The organism is Wenzhouxiangella sediminis (genome assembly GCF_003410055.1).
In the GTDB taxonomy this organism is placed as follows: domain Bacteria; phylum Pseudomonadota; class Gammaproteobacteria; order Xanthomonadales; family Wenzhouxiangellaceae; genus Wenzhouxiangella; species Wenzhouxiangella sediminis.
In genome coordinates this window covers 1-17,211 of record NZ_QUZK01000022.1, presented here as the reverse complement: position 1 = coordinate 17,211, position 17,211 = coordinate 1, and the positions used below count along the sequence as shown (strand labels likewise).

At 65.6% G+C, this 17,211-nt stretch carries 12 protein-coding genes; 5 read left to right on the top strand and 7 right to left on the bottom strand.

All coding sequences use genetic code 11. From position 1 onward, the window contains the following. Window positions 1-11: 11 nt before the first annotated feature. The 3 genes from DZC52_RS04925 to DZC52_RS04915 form a co-directional block, all read right to left on the bottom strand. The gene (locus tag DZC52_RS04925; protein ID WP_181918785.1) at window positions 12-3,026 is read right to left on the bottom strand and encodes an FG-GAP repeat protein; all 3,015 of its coding nucleotides are present in this window, start codon (window positions 3,024-3,026) and stop codon (window positions 12-14) included. A gap of 199 nt (window positions 3,027-3,225) precedes the next feature. Further along, window positions 3,226-4,272: a tRNA-queuosine alpha-mannosyltransferase domain-containing protein gene (locus tag DZC52_RS04920; RefSeq protein WP_116650016.1), complete on the bottom strand. Its 1,047-nt coding sequence runs from the start codon at window positions 4,270-4,272 to the stop codon at window positions 3,226-3,228. Then, a complete protein-coding gene (locus DZC52_RS04915; protein WP_116650015.1) occupies window positions 4,272-5,900 on the bottom strand; it encodes an AMP-binding protein in 1,629 nt (542 codons plus the stop codon). The genes DZC52_RS04920 and DZC52_RS04915 overlap by 1 nt, the downstream gene beginning before the upstream one ends. 96 nt (window positions 5,901-5,996) lie before the next feature. Here DZC52_RS04915 and DZC52_RS04910 point away from each other — a divergent pair, with 96 nt between their 5' ends. Both DZC52_RS04910 and DZC52_RS04905 read left to right on the top strand, forming a co-directional pair. Further along, window positions 5,997-7,295, top strand: a complete 1,299-nt coding sequence (locus DZC52_RS04910; protein ID WP_116650014.1) for a replication-associated recombination protein A — start codon at window positions 5,997-5,999, stop codon at window positions 7,293-7,295. Between the two features lie 144 nt (window positions 7,296-7,439). After that, window positions 7,440-7,844 carry a hypothetical protein gene (locus DZC52_RS04905; protein ID WP_147307609.1) on the top strand — a complete coding sequence of 135 codons (405 nt, stop codon included), beginning with the start codon at window positions 7,440-7,442 and terminating at the stop codon, window positions 7,842-7,844. Between the two features lies 1 nt (window position 7,845). On the opposite strand, the gene DZC52_RS04900 is transcribed toward DZC52_RS04905, so the two are convergent. From DZC52_RS04900 to DZC52_RS04885, 4 genes are all read right to left on the bottom strand, one after another. Then, the gene (locus DZC52_RS04900) at window positions 7,846-8,979 is read right to left on the bottom strand and encodes a site-2 protease family protein (RefSeq protein ID WP_116650012.1); all 1,134 of its coding nucleotides are present in this window, start codon (window positions 8,977-8,979) and stop codon (window positions 7,846-7,848) included. Window positions 8,980-9,011: 32 nt separating this feature from the next. Next, window positions 9,012-10,400 (bottom strand): MATE family efflux transporter, encoded by a 1,389-nt coding sequence (locus DZC52_RS04895; protein WP_116650011.1) that lies wholly within the window; start codon window positions 10,398-10,400, stop codon window positions 9,012-9,014. A 7-nt stretch (window positions 10,401-10,407) separates the two neighbouring features. Further along, complete coding sequence (locus DZC52_RS04890; protein ID WP_116650010.1) at window positions 10,408-12,864, bottom strand: ABC transporter permease; 2,457 nt, start codon at window positions 12,862-12,864, stop codon at window positions 10,408-10,410. 202 nt (window positions 12,865-13,066) lie between these two features. Further along, window positions 13,067-13,783 (bottom strand): ABC transporter ATP-binding protein, encoded by a 717-nt coding sequence (locus DZC52_RS04885; RefSeq protein ID WP_116650009.1) that lies wholly within the window; start codon window positions 13,781-13,783, stop codon window positions 13,067-13,069. Here DZC52_RS04885 and DZC52_RS04880 point away from each other — a divergent pair. The 3 genes from DZC52_RS04880 (at window position 13,782) to DZC52_RS04870 (ending at window position 17,139) form a co-directional block, all read left to right on the top strand. Then, the gene (locus DZC52_RS04880; protein ID WP_116650008.1) at window positions 13,782-14,399 is read left to right on the top strand and encodes an arylesterase; all 618 of its coding nucleotides are present in this window, start codon (window positions 13,782-13,784) and stop codon (window positions 14,397-14,399) included. The two genes, DZC52_RS04885 and DZC52_RS04880, sit on opposite strands and share 2 nt — an antisense overlap. Before the next feature lie 88 nt (window positions 14,400-14,487). Next, entirely contained in the window at window positions 14,488-16,083 is a 1,596-nt protein-coding gene (locus DZC52_RS04875) for an electron transfer flavoprotein-ubiquinone oxidoreductase (RefSeq protein WP_116650007.1), read from the top strand. 285 nt (window positions 16,084-16,368) lie between these two features. Next, the gene (locus DZC52_RS04870) at window positions 16,369-17,139 is read left to right on the top strand and encodes an RHS repeat domain-containing protein (protein ID WP_116650006.1); all 771 of its coding nucleotides are present in this window, start codon (window positions 16,369-16,371) and stop codon (window positions 17,137-17,139) included. Window positions 17,140-17,211 lie beyond the last annotated feature (72 nt).

Sequence of the window (17,211 nt, the reverse complement as noted above, 5' to 3'; positions counted from 1 at the left end):
GAGAGTCCTGCCTAGCCCTCAAAGCCATCCGAGAACAGTATGACGTTCTTGAAGATGTAGGCCGAACCGGAGCCGGTGCCGTTGTCATCGTCTCCGGAAGCGCCGATCAATGCTTGTTCGCCGAAAAGGCTGACGGCCTGACCGAAGTTGTCGCCCGCGTCGCCGTAGGCCGGAGTCAGCTTGGCACGCTCGCTCCAGTCACTTCCGTCGAATTCAAACACGTAGACCGCGCCGGAGTTGCCGCCGTTGGCATCGTCCAGGGAGGCACTGATGAGCGCGCGATCCCCGTACAGACTGACGGACCTTCCAAACAGATCGCTTTCGTCGGCCACACCGGGTTCCAGTTTCGCGCTCTGGATCCAGGTCACACCGTCAAAGTCGAAGACGTAGGCCGAGCCGGTATCCAATTGGTCACTGTTGTCCCGATAGGCGCCGACCAGCGCCCGGTTGCCGGACAGACTGACCGAGCTGCCGAACCAATCCTCCGATGCACCGTCAGCCGCCACGAGCTTCGCACTCTGGATCCAGCTGGTGCCGTCGAACTCGAACAGGTGCGCCGACCCGGAATTGCTGCCGTTGTCGTCGTCTTCCTGGGCGCCGACCAATGCGCGATCGCCGGAAAGGCTGACGACATGGCCGAAAAGATCGTCGCCCTCAAAGTCGTCCGGTACCAGTCTGGCGGATTGACTCCAGCCCGATGCGCCGAGCTCGAACACGCGCGCCGATCCGGTCGCAGAGCCGATCAGCGCTCGATCGCCGTCCAGGCTGACGCTCCAGCCGAACTGGCCGTTAAGGCCATCATTCGGCAGGAGTTTCGCGCTTTCCTGCCACTCAAGGCCGTCGAAGTCGAACACGTAGGCCGCGCCGTCATCTGCGCCATCGCCTGCAGCCAGGTAGGCGCCGATCAGCGCCCGATCGCCGGAGAGGCTGACGGCCCGACCGAAGCGATCGCCGGAGGTGCCATCGGCGGGAGCGAGTTTGGCAGTCAGTGTCCAGTCGGCGCCTTCCAGCTCGAAGACATAAGCAGCTCCGGAGTTGTAGGCACCGTCGTCGTCGCCATAGGCCCCGATCAGGGCTCTGGTGCCGTAAAGGCTGACCGAGCGGCCGAACCGGTCGTGCGCTGCGCCACCTATAGCCACGAGCTTGCCGTTCTGCGACCAGCCTTCGGTTTCGAAGTCGAAGACGTAAGCCGAACCGGAGTCTCCGCCGCTGTCATCATCCCCGTAGGCGCCAATCAGAACGCGGTCTCCGGAAATGCCGACCGCAAAGCCGAACGAGTCGTACTCGGCGCCGTCGTCCGCTTCCAGTCTTGCGTTGCGGTGCCAGCTCGTTCCATCGAATTCGAACAGATACGCCGCACCCGTTCCGGTTTCCGAGCCATCGTGCCCATGGGCACCGACGACCGCTCGGTCGCCGGAGAGACTGACCGCGTAGCCGAACTCGTCATCCCTTGCGCTGCCGTCATTCGTCAGTTTGGCGCTCTGGTGCCAGGCAGCGCCGTCGAAGTCGAACACGAAGGCCGCGCCGGAACCGAGCGGCGCGCTGTAATGACCATAGTCGCCGACCAATGCGCGATCGCCGGACAAGCTGACGGCCGAACCAAAGAAGGAGTTGTCTCCCGAATCGTCTTTCGAAACCAGCTTTGCGCTCTGCTGCCACGCATCTCCGTCGAATTCGAACAGGTAAGCCGAGCCCGAATTTACATCATGACCCGTCCCGGAAGGCGAGCCGACCAGGGCGCGATTTCCCGCCAGGCTGACGGAATGGCCAAAGCCGTCTTGGGGCGCTCCATCGTCAGGAGTCAGTTTCGCGCTCTCGCTCCAGTTTGAACCGTCAAAGTCGAATACATAGACCGATCCCGCATTGCTGCCGTTGCCGTTGGCGTCGTGATTGGCTCCAATCAGCGCCCGATCACTGGAGAGGCTGACGGAGAATCCGAAGGAATCATGGCTTGCGCCATCTTGCGCAATCAGTCTTGCGCTCTGACTCCAGGCCTTGCCGTCAAAGTCGAACACGTATGCCGAACCCGTTCGGGAACCGCCTTGGAGATCGCTGTGAGAGCCGATCAGCGCGCGATCACCCGAAAGGCTGACCGATGAGCCGAACTGAGCAGCGTAACCGGGGTCATCCGGTGCCAGTCGCGCAACGAATTGCCAGCCCGCGCCGCTCGAATCCAGTTCGAATATGAAGGCTTCGCCGTTCGTTGAAAGTCCGCCGTCATCGCTCCCGGGCGCTCCGATCAGGGCGCGATTGCCGTCGACGCTGACGGAATAGCCGGCCGCGTCCGAGTCGCCGCCGTAGGCATTGGCGGGAACTTCGGCGGTGAGCTTGGCCGCCTCGTTGAACATCACCGGATCCACGGTGATCGGGTAGTGCGCTTCCTCGATGTCGACAGCCAGGCTCAGCCGACGGCCGTCAAGCGCCAGTTGGGAGGACAAGGCGCGACCCGAGGCGTCCCAGGCCCTGAGTCCGGCATACCTGAATACCTGTCGGTCACCTTCGCTGAGCAACAGCGCGTTGGTCTCGAGTTGCGTTGTCAGTTCCGAATGCACGCCGATATCGATATGCAGTGTCTCGCCGGCCGGCCCGTCGTCGATGGTGAACCCCTGCTCCAGTCCTCCGGGGGCGTTCACGTACCATTCGGTGAGCGAGCCGCGTCGGTAGCTCATGCGATTGCCGTCGGCGACAGGCTCCGGGGAAGGGGTCTCGATGGCCTGTCCATCCACCCGAGCGCCCTGGAACCGGAAGCCAATCGTGTGGCTGCGCTTGCCGTCCTTCAGTGCCAGTTCGGGACCTTCGGGTCCGAAGGTCGTTGAATAGTGTTGGCTGGGCGTGTGAGCCCGCCAGTTGCCGTCCTGCTCGAGAATTCGGTGACGGTCGGCCTCGATCTTCGTCGTGATTTGCTGCCACGCCTCGCCCTTTAGTGCCGCCGGAGTGGCTTCGGGGGCGGCGTGATCCTGGACCGCTGTCGAGCCTGCCTGCGCCGCTTGAAAGATCGTGCCGCTTGCCAGCAGCAGGGCGAACACGGTGTTTCCAAATGTACCTTTTCCACCCTGCTTGCGCCTGGCGTCGGTTCTCCTCGCTCGACCCGTGCAGAAGGATCCGGGGCGCGCCCGGCACACGGTAATTTCCTGGGGCATGCCCACTCCCTACTTTTAAAGACTTTCTGCTTTTCGCCAGCGCCAGCTTACCCCAGTTTACGATCCGCATCTGGCCTGCGAGGTCCTACTCCGCCAGGCTGGACAACGCCTTGCGCCATCGTTCGCGCACGCGAGCGGCTGACCAATCCTGCACATCCGGCGCTCGGGCATTACCAGGAGAAAGCAGCCTTTCGATGTACGTGGCGAGGCTATCGGGATCCCCGGACTCATAGCGGAATCGCTCAGGGAACTGCTCTGGATAGCACAAGGCATCCGGAACGACCGGCATGGCACCGGCGCTGACCGCCTCGAGTATCGACAGGCCCTGGAACTCGTGGGCGGCGGTGGAGACGACGATGCCGGCCCTGGACACGATCGATCGATACTCGTCTTTCGGCGGAAAGCCGTCGGCGACGATGCGATCGGGCAGCTCCCGGCGCAGAAGCTCGAGTGCCGGCACGGGATTTCGTCCCCGCGCGCCCAGCAGGGCCAGTCGGAAGTCGACGCCACGATCGGCCAGCTGGAGCATGGCCTCGACGAACAGTTCGGGCCGCTTGTCGTATTCCCAGCGGTGGTTCCAGAGCACGAGCCGTCGATCCTTGTCCCGGGCAGGCTCGATCGGATCGACGCCCACGGGCAGCACCGATGATTTCTTGCGCAGGCGCTGGGCGATGCCGCCGGGTACGTGATCGGGCATTCGCGCGAGCAGCGATGCCACGCCTTGGAGGTAGCTGTCGCGATTGAAAGCGGAGTTGAACAGCAGTCGGTCGGCGGCCAGCCCGGCGTAGATCTGCACCATGGCCGGCTCCACCGAGCGCACCTGGTCGTCGCTGAGCGGGTAGGCGAACTGGTTCTCGTGGAAGTAGAGCAGGCTGGGCACGTCGGCCAACTGCGGCTGCAGGCCCTTGAGCGTGGCCAGGTCGACCATCGAGGTGGCCAGCAGCAGGTCCGGCTTCTCGGCGGGTAGTGCATCGAGCCAGCTCAGGGGATTGCCGCGGATGCGCCAGGCGAAGTGCCTTCCCGGCAGTTCCAGGACCTGCCAGTCGAACTCCTCGAACTCGCGCTGGAGCCAGTCGGCCCAGTAGGCGTGGCTGTCGGCGCGATAGGCCGACAGCAACAGGACACGACGCATCAGGACTCGAAGTGGATCCGGTCGCTGGCCCGCTCGATCAGCCCGGCGTATCGGGCCTCGATGACGTCGCGCTTGATCTTGAGCGTGGGTGTGAGCATGCCGTTGTCGACTTCCCAGGTCTCGCTGACCACGATCAGGCTGCCCAGGCGTTCATGCGGCTCGAGTTCGCGGTTGAGCTTTTCGAGGTCGGACTCGAGCTGCCGCGCCACGTGGTCGCGATCAGCGGGCGCGTGTTCAGCGAGCTGGATGAGCGCGACCGGCTGGGTCATGCCGCTACCGAGAACGCAGGCGATCTCGATCCACGAGGTCCGCGCCAGAAGACTCTCGACCGGCACGGGCGCGACGTACTTGCCCTTGGCGGTCTTGAACAGCTCCTTCACGCGGCCGGTGATGGTCACGAAGCCGTCCTCGATGAAGGCGCGATCGCCGGTCCGGAAGAAGCCGTCGTCGGTCATGGACTCGGCGGTGAGCTCGTCGGCCTTGTAGTAACCCTGCATCAGACAGGGACAGCGGATCAGCAGCTCCTGGTCGTCGTTGATCTTGAGTTCCGCTTCCGGCAACGCGCGGCTGATGGTACCGAAGCGCGGCTCGACGTCCAGGCCGATCTGGGTGCCGTAGGCGAAGGTCTCGGTCATGCCCCAACCCTCGCGGATGGTCACGCCGACACGGTCCCACCATTCCAGCAGCGATACGGCCATCGGCGCGCTGCCGCTGGCGAACCAGCGCGCCCGGTCCAGGCCCAGGCCCTTCTTGATCTTGCGCCGCACCAGGCCGGCCACGACCGGGATCTTCAGCAGGCGATCGAGCTTCTCCGGCGGCAGCTTTTCGAGCACGCCGAGCTGGAAGCGCTTCCACAGTCTCGGAACCGAGCCGAACAGGGTGGGGCGGACATGGCGCAGGTCCTCGGCGAAGGTCTCGATCGACTCGGCGAAATACAGCGACGTCTCGGCGTAGAAGCTTACGGCCTCGACGTAGGCGCGTTCGGTGCAGTGCGACAGCGGCAGGTAGGAAAAGACCTTGTCGCCGGGCTCGACGCCCAGAGAAGTGGCGATGGTGTGGCCCACGAAGGCAAAGTTGGAGAAGCTGTGCATCGCGCCTTTCGGCGTACCCGTGCTGCCGGAGGTGTAGAGCAGGGTGGCCAGGTCGTCTTCCCGTCGTTGGCGGGTCTGGAACTCGCCGGCCGGCTGCTCGACCAGCTCCTCCCAGTCGGAATCGCCCCGCGCGTCGGGGTAGGGCATGGCGATGGTGCTCACGCCCGCGGGAACGCCGGCCAGGCGCTCGACGGCCTCGTCGATCTTGCCGACGAAACACAGCTTGCAGTCGCTGTGCTCGAGAATCTGGCGGATGGTCTCGGCCTTGGCCGTGGGATAGACGGGCACGCTCACCAGGCCGGCGAGGATGATCGCCATGTCGGCGAGGATCCAGTGCGCGCAGTTACGCGAAATCAGCCCGACCCGGTCTCCCGGCTGCAGGCCCATGCGCTCCAGCGCGGCGGCCATTCGCCTTGCCTCGTCGTAGGCCTCCGCCCACGTCCAGGTATGCCATTGCCGGTCGATCGGCTGGGTCAGGTAGAGCTGGTCGGGCGTGGCCTTCGCCCGGTGCGCCAGTTGATCCTGAATGCCGCGCATGCTGGCTTCCTCCCCTCTGGTCGGGTTGTTTTCCGGAGTATAGCAACGCGGATCGTGAAGGCCGTCGTCATCGGGTTCGGGGCGTAAAATGGGCGCATGACTGATCTATTCGCACCGGAGACCACCGACCAGCCGCCTTCGGGTCCGCTGGCCGACCGGCTGCGTCCGGGAAATTTCGACGAAGTGGTCGGGCAGGACCATCTGCTCGGCCCCGGCGGGCCGCTGCGGCGGATGGTCGATTCCGGCCGCGTTGCCTCGCTGGTCTTCTGGGGGCCGCCGGGCACCGGCAAGACGACCATGGCGCGGCTGCTGGCGCAGGTCGGCGATCTCGAGTTCGTCCAGATCTCGGCCATCTTCTCGGGCGTGGGCGATCTCAAGAAGATCTTCGAGGCCGCCCGCCTGCGCCGCCGCAACGGCCAGGGCACGCTGCTGTTCGTCGACGAGATCCATCGCTTCAATCGCGCCCAGCAGGACAGCTTCCTGCCGCACGTGGAGGACGGCACGATCACGCTGGTGGGCGCGACCACCGAAAATCCCTCCTTCGAGCTCAACGGGGCGCTGCTGTCTCGCATGCAGGTGCTCGTGCTGCAGCGCCTGGACCAGGCGGCACTCGGGCGCTTGCTCGAGCGTGCCGAAGCGCACGTCGAGCGGCCGCTGCCGGTCGACGAGGCAGCGCGGAGCATGCTGCTGGCCATGGCCGACGGCGACGGGCGCTACCTGCTGAACATGGCCGAGGCGATCTACGAGCTCGCCGGCGACGACGAGACCATCGACAGCGACCGGCTGATGGGCCTGGTGCAGCGCCGTGCGCCGGCCTACGACAAGGATCGCGAAGAGCACTACAACCTGATCTCGGCGCTGCACAAGTCGTTGCGGGGCTCCGATGCGGACGCCGCGCTCTACTGGCTGGCCCGGATGCTGGTCGGCGGCGAGGATCCGCTCTACGTTGCGCGGCGCCTGATCCGCTTTGCCTCCGAAGACATCGGGTTGGCCGACCCCCAGGCGCTCGTCCAGGCGCTGTCCGCGCGTGAGGCCTACGAGGTGCTGGGCTCGCCCGAAGGCGAGCTGGCGATCGTCCAGGCCACGCTCTACCTGGCGACCGCGCCCAAGTCCAATGCCGTCTACAAGGCCGCCGGAGCGGCCTGGCGCTCGGCGAAGGAGACCGGGTCGCTCATGCCGCCGGCGCACATTCTCAATGCCCCGACCGGACTGATGAAGGAACTCGGCTACGGCAAGGACTACGTCTACGATCACGACACGGAGGCCGGCTTTTCCGGTCAGGATTACTTTCCCGAGGAAATGGATCGGCGGCGCTTCTACCGTCCGGTCGAGCGGGGTTTCGAGCGTGAAGTGGCCAAGCGCCTGGCCTGGTGGGAGCGCCAGCGTGGCGGTTGAATATCTCGAATCGCGGGGAACGATTACCCGACGAGCGGATCACATTCGTGAAGGAGCGGTTTCGAAAGGTTCGGGACCTGAGTTATATTGCAAATACACGTCGCAGATGTGACGTCCGTCACCCGTCTGCAGGAGAGCGAGAAGATGCGCCGAGAAGAAGACGACGACATTTACGAATTCGTCTCCAACGACACGATCAAGCGTGCCGAGGAGATGTGCTCCTCGCTGTCGAGCAACATCGGGCTCGAGCGGCGTGGCCAGACGACCTACTACCAGGGCGCTGTCTCCGACATGAACGAAATGGGCGGTCGCTTCAGCAAGGTGACCGTGGCCGATTCGGGCAAGAGCGCCGATCAGTTGACGCTGATCGCCGACAAGCCCCTGCCGTCTTCCAACAACGCACTACTGGTCTTCCGTGCCGGGCCCGGCGACGACATGAAGTACATCGGCAAGCACGCCGACAGTCGCCCCGGGCAGCGCCAGGACGACGAGGACGAGAGCAAGCACATCACGACTTACACGATCCTGCGCGACGTCCGGAAGAAGTAATTCAGCGGCCGCCGGTGTCGCCTGCTTCCATCTGCACCGCCAGCGCCGACAGCAGGCGCTGGCGATCGATCCAGCCGTACAACCGACTGCCCTCCATGACCGGGAGCTGGTTCAGCCGGTGGTGGTTGACCAGGCGCATGATTTCTTCGGCATCCGTGTCGGGCCCGACCGTCACCAGCCGGTCGGCCGGCGTCATGATGTCGGCGACCCGGGTTCGGGACCAGCGTTCGCGCTCGATCCCGCGCGCGTCGCCGAGCGTCACCAGTCCAAGCAAGGTTTCGCCGTCGCCCACGAACGCGGCGCGCAGGCTGGTGGGCAGCACCTGATGCTCCACCCAGTCGGCCACGCTCGTCGTCGGCGAGACGAAGGGCACGTCCCGCTCGGCCAGGTCGCGGGCGCGGATCTTCCTGAGACGCTCGCCGAGTCCGAAGCTCCGGCCGCTGGCTTCCGCGGCGTTGAGCAGGAACCAGGCGATGACCATGATCCACAGCCCGCCGATCAGGTTGTTCCAGACCAGGAGCTGCCACAGCCCGAACGCGAACAACCCGTAGGCGACCAGGCGGCCGCCCGCGACCGCCGCCCGCATGCCCTTGCGGGCATCACCGGTGAAGCGCCAGACCACGGCGCGGAAGACGCGACCGCCGTCGAGCGGAAACCCGGGAATCAGGTTGAACACCGCCACGACCAGGTTGATGATGCCCAGCCAGCCGAGCGCCACCGCGGCCGGTTCGCTGAACCCCGCGGCAAGCAGGGAAACGAGCGTGAACAGCAGGGCCAGCGCGATGCTGACCAGCGGGCCGGCGATGGCGATCCAGAATTCGTCGCTGGCCGACTCCGCCTCGCGCGTGATCTGCGCCAATCCGCCGAAGATGAACAGGGTGATCGCTTCCACGCTGACCCCCCGGCGGATGGCGACCAGGCTGTGCCCCAGTTCGTGCGCCACGATACTGGCGAAGAACAGGAGGACGGTGGTGATCGCCGTGACAAGCACGGTGGCCGTCGACCAGTCCGGGTAGGCCTGGCCGAGCCCGGTGTGGAGCGAAATCATCAACAACGCGAAGATCACCAGCCAGCTGACGTGGATTTCGATGCGGATGCCGCGGATGTGGCCGAGCACGAGGACCGAGCGGAACATTCGCTTGCCTTGGTGAAGGTTCGTCGGGAATTCTAAGGCGATCGGGTCGCGGGTGCGTTGCGGAAGGTCAACAGCACGATCGACAGCAACCACATCGCGCAGACGAAGTCGATCGAAGTCGCGCCGTAGTAGATGCCCGACACGCCGATGAGCGTGGGTAGCGTGAGCATGACCGGCACGTAGAACAGCAGCTGTCGCGACACCGAGACCAGCGTCGCCTTGCCGGGCTGCTCGATGGCCGGCAGCAGCGCCAGCGCGGTGAACACGATCGGCAGCACCGGCAGCACCAGCATCAGCACCCGGAAGCGGTGCAGGTCGATCGCCCCCAGCGTCGCTTCGGGCAGCATCAGCGCCAGGGTAGCTTCGGGGAAGAGGTTCATGAAAATCCAGATCGGCACGATCATGACCGCACCCGCGGCGACGAAGGTCCAGTATCCCTCGCGGATGCGCTGCCACTGGCCCGCCCCGTAGTTGATACCGGCCACCGGCTGGAAGGCGCGCATCAGCCCGAACAGCGGCGTGAGCATGAACAGCAGCACCCGCCAGGCCGCACCGAAGAAGGCGATGTCGGCCTCGCTGCCGATGCGGCTGAGCATGTTGAAAACCACCACCGCCTGCACCAGGCCGGTCGAACTCTGGACCATCGCCGGCGTGCCCAGCTTGACGATGCGCTGGGCCAGCGCGCGCGGCAGGCCGAGAAAGCGGGCGTCCACAGGGTAGCTGGCCCGGCCGCGCGCGAAGCGCCGCCAAACCAGCAGCCCGCCGACGGCGCCCCCGATATTCGTCGCCCAGGCCGCGCCGGCCACGCCCCAGTCGAAGAAGACGATGAAAGCCGGTGTCAGAAGGACGTTGACCAGCAGCCCGGTGGCCATGTAGCCGGCGGCGAGCTTCATCTTGCCCTCGCCCCTGAGCAGCATGTTGAGCGTCATGCCGCCGATGGCGCCGAACCCGCCCAGGGCCGAGGCGCGCAGGTAGGCGGCGGCGATGCCGACCAGCTCGCCGCGCGCGCCCATGGCGTAGACGAGTTGCTCCGCGAAGATCCCGCCGACTACGGCATAGCCCGCCGAGAGCGCGAAGGCGATGGTCACCGCGGTGCCGGGCAGTTGCCTGACCGTTTCCCGGTCGGCACGGCCGATGGCGATCGACAGCGCCACGCCGCCGCCGATGCCCGCCAGCGAACCGAGGCCCAGGGTCAACTGGGTCAGCGGGTAGGCCAGCACCGCGCCGGCCAGGGCCTGCTCGCCGATCAGCCGACCGATGTAGACGGCGTCCATCACGGCGTTGAGGCCGAAGGCCATCATCACCGCGATCGCCGGCCAGGCCATGTGCCACAGCACCTGCAGCCGGCCGCCGTAGAGAATCAGGTGGGCGTGCGGATCGGCGTGCTCCTCGGGCAGCGCGGTTTCGGGCGTGGAAGCCAAACCGGGATCAGCCGCCGGCGCGCAGAATGCGGATGGGGGAAGTGCGAAGGACCGAGCGGTTGCCCAGCCAGCCGCTGCCGATCACCAGCACGAAGGAAGCCAGGAAGCCGGTGACCAGTAGCAGCCCGGACGGTTGGTAGGCGAATTCGAACAGCTCACGGGCGAGCAGCCAGCCGGTCAGCGCCGCGCCGCCGGTGGCCAGCACCGCGGCGATGAAGGCCATGGCGCCGTACTCGATCAGGAGGCCGCGCCGCACCATCGCGTCGTCGGCGCCCAGGGCGCGGATCAGGGCCGCCTCCTGGCGGCGCTCGTCGCGCGTGGCTTCCAGCGCGGCCAGCAGCACCACCAGGCCGGCCACCAGGGTGAAGAAGAACACCACCTGCGCGGCGCGCGAGACCCGGTCGATGATCTCGCCGATGCGGTCCAGCAGGGCGCCAATGTCGATGATCGAGACGTTGGGCCAGCCCTGTTGCACGGCGCGCAGCGGGCCGGCCTCCTCGGGCAGGCGGAAACTGGCGATGAACTGGTGCGGCAGGGCCTCGCCGGCCGAGGGCGTGAGCAGGATGAAGAAGTTGACGTTGAATGACTCCCACTCGACCTCGCGCATGCTGGTCACCGTGGCTTCGAAGCGCCGGCTGCCGGCCTCGAACAGCATGGTGTCCCCCAGGCCGACGCCGGTCCGCTCCGACCAGCGCTTGGCCAGCGAGATCTCGCCGGTGGCATCCGGGGCGAAGAATTCGCCTTCGACGACCCGGTTGGCCGGCGGCAGGCGGTCGATCCAGGAAACGTTGACCTGGCCGGCCCAGCGGTGATCGGGCGGCGGCTCGCCGTTGACCTCGATGAGGTTGACCGTCGCCATGGGCCGCACCTGCACGTTCTGCGCGCCGGCTTCGATCAACGCCTCGCGCACGCCCTCGGTCTGGTCGGGCTGGATGTTCACCACGAAATGGTCGGCGGTGTCGGCCGGCAGGCTGCCGCGCCACTGGTCGAGCAGCTCGGTACGCACGATCATCAACAGCAGGAGGGCCATCAGGCCGAGGCCCAGGGCGGTGATCTGGATGATGCCCTGGCCGCGACGGCGGTGCAGGCCGGCCAGGCCGAAGCGCCAGTCCGCCCGGGTGCGCTTGGAAAGCTGCCGGCTCAGGCCCATCGCCAGCCAGGCCGCCAGGGCCAGCAGGGCGGCCAGTACGGCCGACCCGCCGAGCACGATCATCGCCAGGCGCAGGTTGCCGAGCTGCAGCACCGGAATGGTCAGGGCGCCGAGAATCGGCAGCAACCACAGCCCGCCGGCCAGGCCGGGCCGCGTGTCGAGCGAGCGATTGAGGATGCGCATGGGTGCCACGCCGCGAAGCGCGACCAGCGGCGGCAGGGCGAAGCCGGCTGCCAGCAGCAGGGTGAAGCTGCCGCTGCCCAGCAGGGGCAGGAGCCTTGCCGGTGGCAGCTCGCCCGCCGGCCCGTCGGCCAGGATCTGCCCGATGATCGCCTGCGCGCCGAAGCCCAGCAGCCCGCCGACGGCAATCGCGGCCAGGGCCAGCCAGAGCAACAGCAGGGTCAGGGCCAGCAGGATCTGCCGGCCCTCGGCCCCGAAGGCCTTGAGCAGGGCGACCAGGTCGCGCTGCGAGCGCGAGAAGCGAAGCGCGGCGAGCAGCACCGCGGCGGCGGCCAGGATCACCGCGGTCAGCGCGGCCACGCCCAGGAAGCGGCGCGCCTGCTCGAGCGCCCGGCCGGTGTCGGCCTCGGCTTCCGCGACGGTCTCGATGTCCTGGCGTTCTTCCAGGCGCGGCTCGACCCAGCGCCGGAACTCGGCCACGCCCGACTCGCTGCCGGCGACCAGCAGGCGCCAGCGCACGCGCGAGCCGGGGCCGAGCAGTTCGCTGGCCAGCAGGTCGTCCATGTGGATGATCAGGCGCGGGGCGAGCATGAAGCGGCTGCCGCCGCGGTCGGGCTCCCAGGCGAGCACGCGCTCGATCGTGACCGGTCGGCGGCCGATGTCGACCTGCACGCCGGTGTCGGTCTCGAACAGGCGCAGGCCTCGCGCCGCCATCCAGCCGGTGCCGGGCTCGGGGATGCCGGCCAGCGCCTCCTCGGGCGCCCCGAGCCGGTCGGCCAGCTTGAGCTGCCCGCGCAAGGGGTAGCCCTCGGTGACGGCCTTGAGGTCCACGAGATGGCTTTCCTCGCCGACAAAAAGGACGGTGCTCAGCAGCGCGATCTCGGCGGTTTCCAGGCCCAGCTCGGATGCCTTGTCCAGATATTCGTCAGGCAGTCGCTCGCGGCCGGTCACCACCAGGTCGGCAGCCAGCACCTCGCCGGCCTGCCGCTCCAGCGCCCGCCCGACCCGGTCGGTAAACAGACTCACCGCCGCCAGCGCCGCCGTGGCCACGACCAGCCCGGCGAACAACATGATCAGCGCGCCGGAGCGGGACTGACGGGTCAGCAGCTTTAGTGACAGCGTGGTGGCGTTCATGCTGGGAGGGCTTTGTTCCTCAAAATCTTGGAAACGCGAAGACGCAAAGACGCAAAGGGTGAAAGAGAAGACGTTCTCGGTCCCTTGGCAGATCGCCACGCGCCTGCAATGTGATTCCAGGGGGTTAGCCGAGTTTCCAAATGACTTTTCTTCGCGTCTTCGCGTCTTTGCGTTTCAAGATCTTGCCCGTCGAACAGAATGCTCATGCGCTTGAAGCTCCTGCCACTGCCCCATTCCTGCGTCCGACGAGCCGGCCGTCCTCGATTTCTTCCACTCGTCCGCAGCGCCGGGCGAGCCTCATATCATGCGTGACCAGTACGAGCGCCGTGCCGTGGCGTTCGTTGAGTTCGAACAGCAGGTCGGCCACCGACTCGCCGGTGCGCTGGTCGAGGTTGCCGGTGGGCTCGTCGGCGAACAGGATTTCCGGCTCGCCGGCGAAGGCGCGGGCGATGGCCACGCGCTGCTGTTCGCCGCCGGAGAGCTGGCGCGGGTAGTGCTCGAGGCGGTGGCTCAGGCCGACCTGGTCGAGCGCGCCGAGCGCGCGCTCCCGGGGCTTGTCGAAACCCGCGATCTCCAGGGCCAGCATCACGTTCTCCAGCGCGGTCAGGCTGGGCAGCAGGTGGAAACTCTGGAAAACGAAGCCGACGTGGCGCTTGCGCAATCGGGCGCGCGCATTCTCGTCGAGCGACTTGAGTTCAGCGCCGATCAGCCGGATATCGCCGGATGTCGGGCGATCCAGGCCGGCGAGCAGGCCCAGCAGGGTGGTCTTGCCCGAGCCGGAGGCCCCGACGATGGCCAGCGTTTCGCCGCCGTTCAGGTCCAGGCTGATATCTTTGAGGATGTCGAGCCGCCCGCCGGGCGCGTCGACGGAAAATCCCACCTGTCGGGCCGACAGGATCTCTTTACCGGATTGGGTCATGTTCAAGCGATTTGCCTACGTTTCATGGATCACCGTGCTGGTCGCGGCGCTGGCCTTCGGTCATGCCGTGCAAGCCGCCACGGTGATGGTCGTTGGCGACAGTCTGTCCGACGCCTATTCCATCCCCCGTGAATCGGGCTGGGTTCACCTGCTGTCCGAGCGGCTGGATGGCGAGCACGAAGTGGTCAACGCCAGCATCTCGGGCGAGACCACCGCCGGTGCCGTAACGCGCATCGATGGGTTGCTCGAGCGCCACGATCCCGACGTGCTGCTGATCATCCTCGGCGGCAACGACGGACTGCGCGGCCTTTCGCCGGCCCAGACCGAAGACAATCTGGCGGCCCTGATCGAAAAAGGCAAGTCGGCCGGCGCCCGCGTCGGCCTGATGCAGATCCGCCTGCCGCCCAACCTGGGCCCGGTCTACATCGAACGCTTCGAGGCGGTCTATCCGCGCCTGGCCGAACGCTTCGACGTCGAACTGCTGCCGTTCTTCCTCGAGGACATCTTCCAGCGCCCGGGCATGTTGCAGGACGACGGCATCCACCCGACCGCCGAAGCGCAGCCCCTGATGCTCGAGACGGTCCTGTCCGAGCTGAGATCGCTTCTCGCCGGCTAGGGATCTGCAGGCAGCGCTGCGGTCGGCTGACACCGTCAGCGCCTTGGCTGTATCCTTTGAGGCCTGATCCGAATCCCCTGCGAAGTTCATGTCCGAACGCGAAATCATGGAATACGACGTGGTGATCGTCGGTGCCGGCCCGGCCGGCCTGGCCTGCGCCATCCGGCTCAAGCAGCTCTCCGACGACCTCAACGTCTGCGTGATCGAGAAGGCCGCCGAGATCGGCGGGCACATCCTGTCCGGTGCGGTCATCGAGCCCGAGCCGCTGGACGCGCTGATCGAAGGCTGGCGCGATGATCCGCCGCCGATCTGCGTGCCGGCCGGCAAGGATCAGTTCCTGCACCTGTCGAAGACCGGCAAGCGCAAGCTGCCCACGCCGCCGCAGCAGAAAAACCACGGCAATTTCATCGTCTCGCTCGGCGCGATGTGCGGCTGGCTGGCGCCAAAGGCCGAAGCACTGGGCGTCGACCTGTTCCCCGGCTTCGCCGCCGCCGACCTGAGCTACAACGACGCCGACGAGGTCCAGGGCGTGATCATCGGCGACATGGGCGTCGATGCGCAGGGCAACGAGAAGGACACCTATGTCCAGGGCATCGAGATCCGCGCATCGGTGACGGTGCTGGGCGAGGGCTGCCGTGGCCACCTGTCCAAGCGCGCGATCAAGAAGTACAAGCTCGACGCCGACAGCGACCCGCAGACCTACGGCATCGGCATGAAGGAACTCTGGCGCCTTCCGGAAGGCCGCGTCGAGCCGGGCCTGATCCAGCACACGGTCGGCTGGCCGCTGCCCTCCGAAATCTACGGCGGCAGCTTCGTCTACCACCTCGACAAGGACCGCGTCGCGGTCGGATTCGTCTGCGGCCTGGACTACCAGGACCCAGAATTCATGCCCTTCGAGGCCTTCCAGCAGTTCAAGCACCATCCGATGATGCACGAGCTGCTCGAGGGCGGCGAGATCCTGTCGTCCGGCGCCCGCGCCCTGGTCGAGGGCGGTTACCAGTCCTTGCCGAAGGTCGAGATGCCCGGCGCGATGCTGATCGGCGATTCCGCCGGCCTGCTCAACGTGCCCAAGATCAAGGGCACGCACCAGGCGATGAAGTCGGGCATGCTCGCCGCAGAACACCTCAGCGAGAAGCTCAGCAGCGAGGGCTTCGACAAGCGGCTGCGCGACTCCGACATCATGGCCGAGCTCAAGAAGGTTCGTAACATCCGCCCCGGTTTCAACAAGGGACTGTGGCGCGGCATGTCGATCGCCGCCATCGAGACGGCGACAGCCGGCAAGCTGCCCCGTACCTTGTCCAATCACGCCGACCATGAGCAGTACCGCAAGATCGACGAGAAGGGTCTCGAGTTCGACTACGTCGACCGCGACCTGCCGCCGCGCGATCGCCTCGCCTCCGTCTACTACGCGCAGACCGAACACGACGAAGACCAGCCCGTGCACCTGAAGGTCATCGACCCGGACGTGTGCTTCACCCGGTGCGAAGAGGAGTACGGCAACCCCTGTACCCGCTTCTGCCCGGCCAACGTCTACGAGGTGGTCGAAGACGAAGGCGGCAAGCGCCTGCAGATCAACGCCGCCAACTGCGTGCACTGCAAGACCTGCGATATCGCCGATCCCTACCAGGTGATTGATTGGGTGACGCCCGAGGGTGGCTCCGGGCCGAACTACACCAATCTGTGACCTTGCAGCTACGAGAAGGGCTCTGGGATTAGGGGTTCAGGTTTCAGGGTTCAGTGTTCAGGAGCGAGTGGAGAGTCGGTGAGTGTGTTGCCGAAAATCGTTACGCAGGGAGTCGCTGAGCGCAGAACCCAGATCGGCCATGTCCTAGTGTCGTGGTCCGAACCCCGAACCGACGCGAAGCGTCGTCCCGGACCCCGATCCGGGACCTTCCAAACGAAGGCACCAGCTGATGGGAGGCCCCGGATCATGTCCGGGGCGACGGCGCGGTTCTTTTCCTGAAACCTGATGCCCACCAACTCATTCGGTCGCGTTCTGACGCTAACGATTTTCGGCGAATGCCACGAGTCTGGCCAAAGTGTTTACAGCATCCACGCTGACCACTTGGGGGCACCGCGCGCGGTTGTTGATGCTAGTGGATCAAAGCGTTGGGAGTGGTCGTTCCGGAGAAATCCTTTTGGCGAAATGGCGCCGAATGAGGATCCAAAGAAAACTGGCGAAGCCTTTGAGTTCAATCTTCGCTTTCCCGGGCAGTACTATGATGCTGAAAGCGGCTTGCACTACAACTACTTCCGGGATTATGAGCCGCAGACCGGGCGGTATGTGCAGAGTGATCCGATTGGACTTAGCGGTGGGTTTAGTACGTATGGTTACGCGTTCCAAAGCCCCTCGAAATATATCGATCCTTTAGGTCTAACGAGTTGGATTTGTCGGCGAGCGCTAGACGAGCCACCTGGAACAAAGGGATTTCTTGATTACTCTCATACTTTTCTTTGCGCCACAACACCAGACGGCTCTATAGAGTGCGGAGGCCAAACAACCACCGGCGGGGGTTGGAACCAAGGGCGTCCGACAACCTCGGACGAGGATTATTACCACCCCGATTCGTGTACTGAAATTGACGACAATGAAAATGATTGCATGGAGCAATGCTTTTTGGGGAAGTTTGAGCAAGAAAGACCATATTATGGTCTGATCGGTCCAGGTACCAATTGTCATGAATGGGCGCGGCGTACAGTGTGGAGTTGTGTCTTCCATTGCATTGGGCGTGGCCAGTGACTGTCTTTAGGGGACTGTCCTGAGATTTGTGTAACTGCCCATTGATACGTACTGTAAATCAGGAGTTTATCA

What these genes read in the sequence shown, in the direction of transcription:
- DZC52_RS04920 (WP_116650016.1), bottom strand. Translation starts at nt 4,272, where the DNA reads ATGCGTCGTGTCCTGTTGCTGTCGGCCTATCGCGCCGACAGCCACGCC.
- DZC52_RS04915 (WP_116650015.1), bottom strand. Translation starts at nt 5,900, where the DNA reads ATGCGCGGCATTCAGGATCAACTGGCGCACCGGGCGAAGGCCACGCCC.
- DZC52_RS04910 (WP_116650014.1), top strand. Translation starts at nt 5,997, where the DNA reads ATGACTGATCTATTCGCACCGGAGACCACCGACCAGCCGCCTTCGGGT.
- DZC52_RS04905 (WP_147307609.1), top strand. Translation starts at nt 7,440, where the DNA reads ATGCGCCGAGAAGAAGACGACGACATTTACGAATTCGTCTCCAACGAC.
- DZC52_RS04900 (WP_116650012.1), bottom strand. Translation starts at nt 8,979, where the DNA reads ATGTTCCGCTCGGTCCTCGTGCTCGGCCACATCCGCGGCATCCGCATC.
- DZC52_RS04890 (WP_116650010.1), bottom strand. Translation starts at nt 12,864, where the DNA reads ATGAACGCCACCACGCTGTCACTAAAGCTGCTGACCCGTCAGTCCCGC.
- DZC52_RS04880 (WP_116650008.1), top strand. Translation starts at nt 13,782, where the DNA reads ATGTTCAAGCGATTTGCCTACGTTTCATGGATCACCGTGCTGGTCGCG.
- DZC52_RS04885 (WP_116650009.1), bottom strand. Translation starts at nt 13,783, where the DNA reads ATGACCCAATCCGGTAAAGAGATCCTGTCGGCCCGACAGGTGGGATTT.
- DZC52_RS04875 (WP_116650007.1), top strand. Translation starts at nt 14,488, where the DNA reads ATGTCCGAACGCGAAATCATGGAATACGACGTGGTGATCGTCGGTGCC.
- DZC52_RS04870 (WP_116650006.1), top strand. Translation starts at nt 16,369, where the DNA reads ATGCCCACCAACTCATTCGGTCGCGTTCTGACGCTAACGATTTTCGGC.